Raw genomic sequence first — 4772 nt, forward strand, 5'->3', positions numbered from 1 at the left:
GTTCCGGGCGCGGCCGCCGTGCGCGGGCTGGGCGTGGCCTTCCTCATGTGGAACGCCACTTATCCCCCCGTCATCGCAAACCCGCGCCGCTTCCGCGCGCTGTTCGCCGTCCTGCTCGTGCAGCAGGTCGTGGGCTTGACAGGCGAGTCGTGGATCCTGCTGTCGCTCCCCGTCGGCCATACGGCGCTCGCAGCCTCCATCATCCGGTTCATAGCCTTCGACGCCGCAGGCCTCATGCTCATGGCCGCGGCGCTCTCCTGGCTGGTGCTGGCCGACCGGCGCGCGAGGCGAGCCGCGACGGGACCCGGGGCATAGCGCAGGCATCCCGCGGGGGAGAACGCCGGAGCTGCGGCGGCGGCAGAATCGGATATACTGTGCTGTTGATTCAACGTACCGGCAACGAGGGAGCACCATGACCAGCAACAACCAGCCCGATGCCGCGCGGCTCTCGCCCGCGGCCCTCGCGCAGATCCGCGCGTTCCAGCAGAACGAGGTGACGGAGGCCGAGGTGTACCGCCGCATCGTCCGGCGCACGAAGGACGCGGGCAACCGCGACACGCTTCTGCGCATCGCCGACGAGGAGGCAAAACACGCCGCCATCTGGCAGCGCTACACCGGCGAGGAGATGCGCCCGCAAGCCGGCAAGGTGCGCCGCTACGCGCTGATCGCGCTCGTGTTCGGCTTCACGTTCGCCGTCAAGCTCATGGAGAAGGGCGAGGCCAAGGCGCAGATCTCCTACGAGGAGCTGGCGCGCGAGGCCCCCGAGGCGCTGGACATCCGCGCCGACGAGGAGGCGCACGAGCAGGCGCTCCTGGCGATGCTCGACGAGGAGCGCCTGTCGTACGTGGGCAGCATGGTGCTGGGCATGAACGACGCCATGGTGGAGATGACGGGCACGCTGGCGGGCCTCACGCTGGCCATGCAGAACACCCGCCTCATCGCGCTGTCAGGCCTGATCACCGGCATTGCGGCGACGCTTTCCATGGCGTCGAGCGAGTACCTGTCATCCAAGAGCGAGGGCCGCGAGGACGCATTCAAGTCCGCCACGTACACCGGCATCGCCTACCTGGTGACGGTGGCGCTGCTCATCTTGCCGTACCTGTTGTTCGACGAGGCGCACTACCTGTGGGCCATGGCCACCATGATCGTCATCGTGCTGCTGATCCTGGTGGTGTTCAACTACTACATCTCCGTGGCGCAGGACCTGCCGTTCAAGAAGCGCTTCGGCCAGATGGCCGGCATCAGCCTGGGCGTGGCCGCGCTCTCATTCGTCATCGGTATCCTGGTGAAGCAGTTCCTGGGCGTGGACATCTAGGAAGGGAGTAGCGGGGTAGGGGGCAGGCACAAGCGCCCGCCCCCTACCCCGCTACTCCCCCTTCGGCTCACGCCAAGATGACGGCGAGGTCTTCCTCGGGCGTGGAGATGGGGTGCACGTCGAACTCGCGGACAAGCACGTCCAGCACGCCGGGCGACACGAATGCGGGCAGCGTCGGACCCAGGTAGATGCCCTTGATGCCCAAGTTCAGCAGCGAGAGCAGGATGCTCACGGCTTTCTGCTCGTACCACGACAGCACGAGCGTGAGCGGCAGGTCGTTCACGCCGCACTCGAACGCCTCGGCCAGCGCGACGGCTACGCGGATGGCGCCGTACGCGTCGTTGCACTGCCCCATGTCCATGAGACGAGGCAGGCCGGCCACCGTGCCGAGGTCCAGGTCGTTGAAGCGGAACTTGCCGCAGGCCAGCGTGAGCACCACGCTGTCGGCGGGTGTCCGCCGCACGAAGTCGCGGAAGTAGCCACGGCCCGGCCGCGCGCCGTCACAGCCGCCCACCAGGAAGAAATGGCTGATCGCGCCCTGCTTCACGGCATCGACCACCGCGTCTGCCGAGCCGAGGATGGCGCCATGCCCGAAACCCGTGGTGAGCCAAGCCCCCTCTTCCGCCGCGACGGCTCGCGGCTCGGCGAACCCCCCCAGCTCCAGCGCGCTCTCGATGACGGGGCCGAAGTCCTTGTTCGCGTCGATGCGCGCCATACCAGGGAACGCCACGGGACCAGTCGTGAACACGCGATCGGCGTAGGATGCAGCGGGCGGCATGAGGCAGTTCGTGGTAAACAGGATGGGCGCGGGCAGGTTCGCGAATTCCTCGCGCTGGTTCTGCCACGCGGTACCCAGGTTGCCTCTGAGGTGCGGATACTGCTTGAACAGCGGATAGGCGTGCGCGGGCAGCAGCTCGCCGTGCGTGTAGACGTTCACGCCGCGGCCCGCCGCCTGGTCGAGCACGAGCTTGAGGTCCAGCAGGTCGTGCCCAGACACCACGATGAACGGCCCCGGCTCGATCGTGCGCGCCACCTGCGTGGGCTCGGGCGTGCCGAACGTCTCGGTGTTGGCCTGGTCGAGCAGCTCCATGCAGCGCAGGTTCACCTCGCCCACGCGCAGCGCGAGCGGCAGCAGCTCGTCCGCGCCGGCCTCGTTGTCGGCGAGCGAAGCCAAACCCTGGTGAAGGAAAGCCGACACCGTCTCGTCGCGGTAGCCGAGCACGGCCGCGTGGTAGGCATAGGCGGCTACGCCGCGCAAGCCGAACAACACGAGCGACTTAAGCGAGCGCACATCCTCCGGCGCGTTCCACAAGAGGGCCAGATCGTAGTCGGAAGCGGCCTCCACGCCGAGCGCGGCGGCGATGCGGTCGCGCTCGGCGTGCGCTCGAGCTGTGAGCGCACGCAACGATGCATCATCGAAATCGACGTTGGTGAGCGTGGCGAACAGGCCTTCCATTGCCACGTTATCGGCCTCGTCGCACACCGCCGCCTTCACGCCTTCGGCCGCTTTCGCCGCCTGCACCGTGAGTGCGAGACCTACAAGTGCGCCGGTCAACTCGTCTTGCACCTGCGCTGTGGCCGCCGTCTTGCCGCACACACCCGCCGCGCCCATGCACCCGGCGCATCCGGCAGTTTGCTCGCATTGGAAGCAGAACATCGTGGTGTCCATACCGTCGTCCTTCCCTTCGTCTCGCGCCACTCGCGGCCCCATGCCGGGCGATCGCGCGAATTCCTTCTTGCCTGACACGCCCCACCCTACGATACTGGCATAAGATGTTCCGTTGTAATTCCAACGAAGGAGATCGATGGACCGCCATCTTCCCGTCATCAGCCGCTCGTCGCTGTTCGACGGCATCGACCACAACGACCTCGAGGCGCTGCTGCACTGCCTGGGCGCACGCGAGCGCCGCTACCCACAAGGGTCGGCCGTGCTGCGCGTGGGCGACGTGACCACGTGCATGGGGCTGGTGCTGGAGGGGGCGGTGCGGCTTGAGAAGGAGGACTACTGGGGCAACCGCACGATCCTGGCGTCGTTCGGCCCCGGCCAATCGTTCGCCGAGGTGTACGCCTGCGAGCCCGGCTTTCCCCTCGACCTCAACGTGGTGGCGGCCGAGGACGCGCTTGTCCTGCTCATGGACGTGCGGCGCGTCACCAGCCTGTGCCCTGCGTCGTGTGCGTTCCACGCGCGCCTCGTCCGCAACCTGCTGGGCATCGTGGCGCGCCGCGCGCACGCGCTCACACGCAAGATAGAGCACACGTCGCAGCGCACGACGCGCGCCAAGCTGCTGTCATACCTGTCCGACCAGGCCAAAGCTGCGGAAGCGAGCCGGTTCGCCATCCCGTTCGACCGCCAGGAGCTTGCCGACTACCTGTCCGTTGACCGCAGCGCCATGTGCGCCGAGCTGTCGCGGATGAGGAAAGAGGGTATCATAGACTTCCACAAGAACGTGTTCGAGCTCGGGGAAGGGAGCACGCTATGATCGATCCGCGCAAGGCGGCCCTCATCGTCATCGACATGCAAAACGGGTTCATCGACCCGGCATCGGCCCTGTGCGTGGAGGGGGCGGCGGCCACGGTGCCCGCGTGCTCGCGCGCGCTCGACCATGCCCGCGAGCTGGGCATGCCCGTGTTCCACGTCGTGCGCGAGTACGCCGAGGACGGCTCGGACGTGGAGGCGGTGCGCCACGCCGCGTGGCACGACGGCGGCAAGCCCGTGTCGCGGGCGTGCGTGAACCCACGCTCGCTAGACGAGCTGGCGCCGCTTGCGCCGCAGCCCGGCGACCGCGTGGTGGTGAAGCCGCGCTTCTCCGCGTTCTTCAACACGAACCTGGACAACGTGCTGCGACGCCTGGGCGTGGGGACGGTGGTGCTCATCGGCACCACCACGCCGAACTGCATACGCACCACCTGCTACGACGCGCTTTCGCTCGACTACAACGTGGCCGTCATCGAGGATTGCACCTCCTCGCGCACCCCGGCCGTGCAGGCGGCGAACATCGAGGACATGGCCCACATCGGTGCGCAGATGCTCACCTGCGACGAGTTCTGCATGCAAGGCCTGGCGAGCGTGCGCGACGTGGCAGCCGAGGTGGCCGTCGCCGTGCGGGGGCCGCGCGCATGATCGTTGACGTGCAGACGCTCGACGACCCGCGGCTCGACGCGTATGCACGCCTGACCGACGTGCAGCTGCGCAGCCGGCTGGAACCGGAGCGCGGGGTGTTCATCGCGGAGTCGGGCAACGTGATAGAGCGGGCGCTCGAGGCGGGAATGCAACCGTTGTCGCTGCTCATGGAGGCGAAGTGGCTCGATACCCTGCAGCCTGTCATCGCGCGCACCGAGGCCGAGCACCCCGAGGTGCCCGTGTTCGTGGCGCCGCGCGAGGAGCTGGCGAGGCTCACGGGGTTCGAGCTGACGCGCGGGGCGCTTGCGGCGTTCAAGCGCCCCGCGCCGCCGAGCG

General features: G+C 68.0%; 4 protein-coding genes and 2 pseudogenes. 5 read left to right on the forward strand and 1 reads right to left on the reverse strand.

Features of this window, described 5'->3' with window-relative positions:
- Positions 1-315 (forward strand): annotated as a pseudogene (locus tag GPA_RS12290) (hypothetical protein); the annotation flags it as partial.
- A 97-nt stretch (positions 316-412) separates the two neighbouring features.
- A complete protein-coding gene (locus tag GPA_RS12295) occupies positions 413-1315 on the forward strand; it encodes a VIT1/CCC1 transporter family protein (RefSeq protein WP_015540061.1) in 903 nt (300 codons plus the stop codon).
- Between the two features lie 67 nt (positions 1316-1382).
- Here the strand turns inward: GPA_RS12295 and hcp are convergent, their stop codons facing one another.
- A complete protein-coding gene (gene hcp / locus GPA_RS12300) occupies positions 1383-2984 on the reverse strand; it encodes a hydroxylamine reductase (protein ID WP_015540062.1) in 1602 nt (533 codons plus the stop codon).
- 136 nt (positions 2985-3120) lie between these two features.
- Here hcp and GPA_RS12305 point away from each other — a divergent pair, with 136 nt between their 5' ends.
- The 3 genes and pseudogenes from GPA_RS12305 to GPA_RS19330 all read left to right on the forward strand — a co-directional run.
- Positions 3121-3795 (forward strand): Crp/Fnr family transcriptional regulator, encoded by a 675-nt coding sequence (locus GPA_RS12305; RefSeq protein WP_015540063.1) that lies wholly within the window; start codon positions 3121-3123, stop codon positions 3793-3795.
- Positions 3792-4436, forward strand: coding sequence for a cysteine hydrolase family protein (locus tag GPA_RS12310; RefSeq protein ID WP_015540064.1), 645 nt, complete (start codon positions 3792-3794; stop codon positions 4434-4436). The genes GPA_RS12305 and GPA_RS12310 overlap by 4 nt, the downstream gene beginning before the upstream one ends.
- A pseudogene (locus GPA_RS19330) lies at positions 4433-4772 on the forward strand (TrmH family RNA methyltransferase); the annotation flags it as partial. The gene GPA_RS12310 and the pseudogene GPA_RS19330, both read left to right, overlap by 4 nt.

It is taken from the genome of Gordonibacter pamelaeae 7-10-1-b (assembly GCF_000210055.1).
Taxonomy (GTDB): domain Bacteria; phylum Actinomycetota; class Coriobacteriia; order Coriobacteriales; family Eggerthellaceae; genus Gordonibacter; species Gordonibacter pamelaeae.

Coding starts and splice junctions, on each gene's coding strand:
- GPA_RS12310 (WP_015540064.1), top strand. CDS start 3,792: ATGATCGATCCGCGCAAGGCGGCCCTCATCGTCATCGACATGCAAAAC.
- GPA_RS12295 (WP_015540061.1), top strand. CDS start 413: ATGACCAGCAACAACCAGCCCGATGCCGCGCGGCTCTCGCCCGCGGCC.
- hcp (WP_015540062.1), bottom strand. CDS start 2,984: ATGGACACCACGATGTTCTGCTTCCAATGCGAGCAAACTGCCGGATGC.
- GPA_RS12305 (WP_015540063.1), top strand. CDS start 3,121: ATGGACCGCCATCTTCCCGTCATCAGCCGCTCGTCGCTGTTCGACGGC.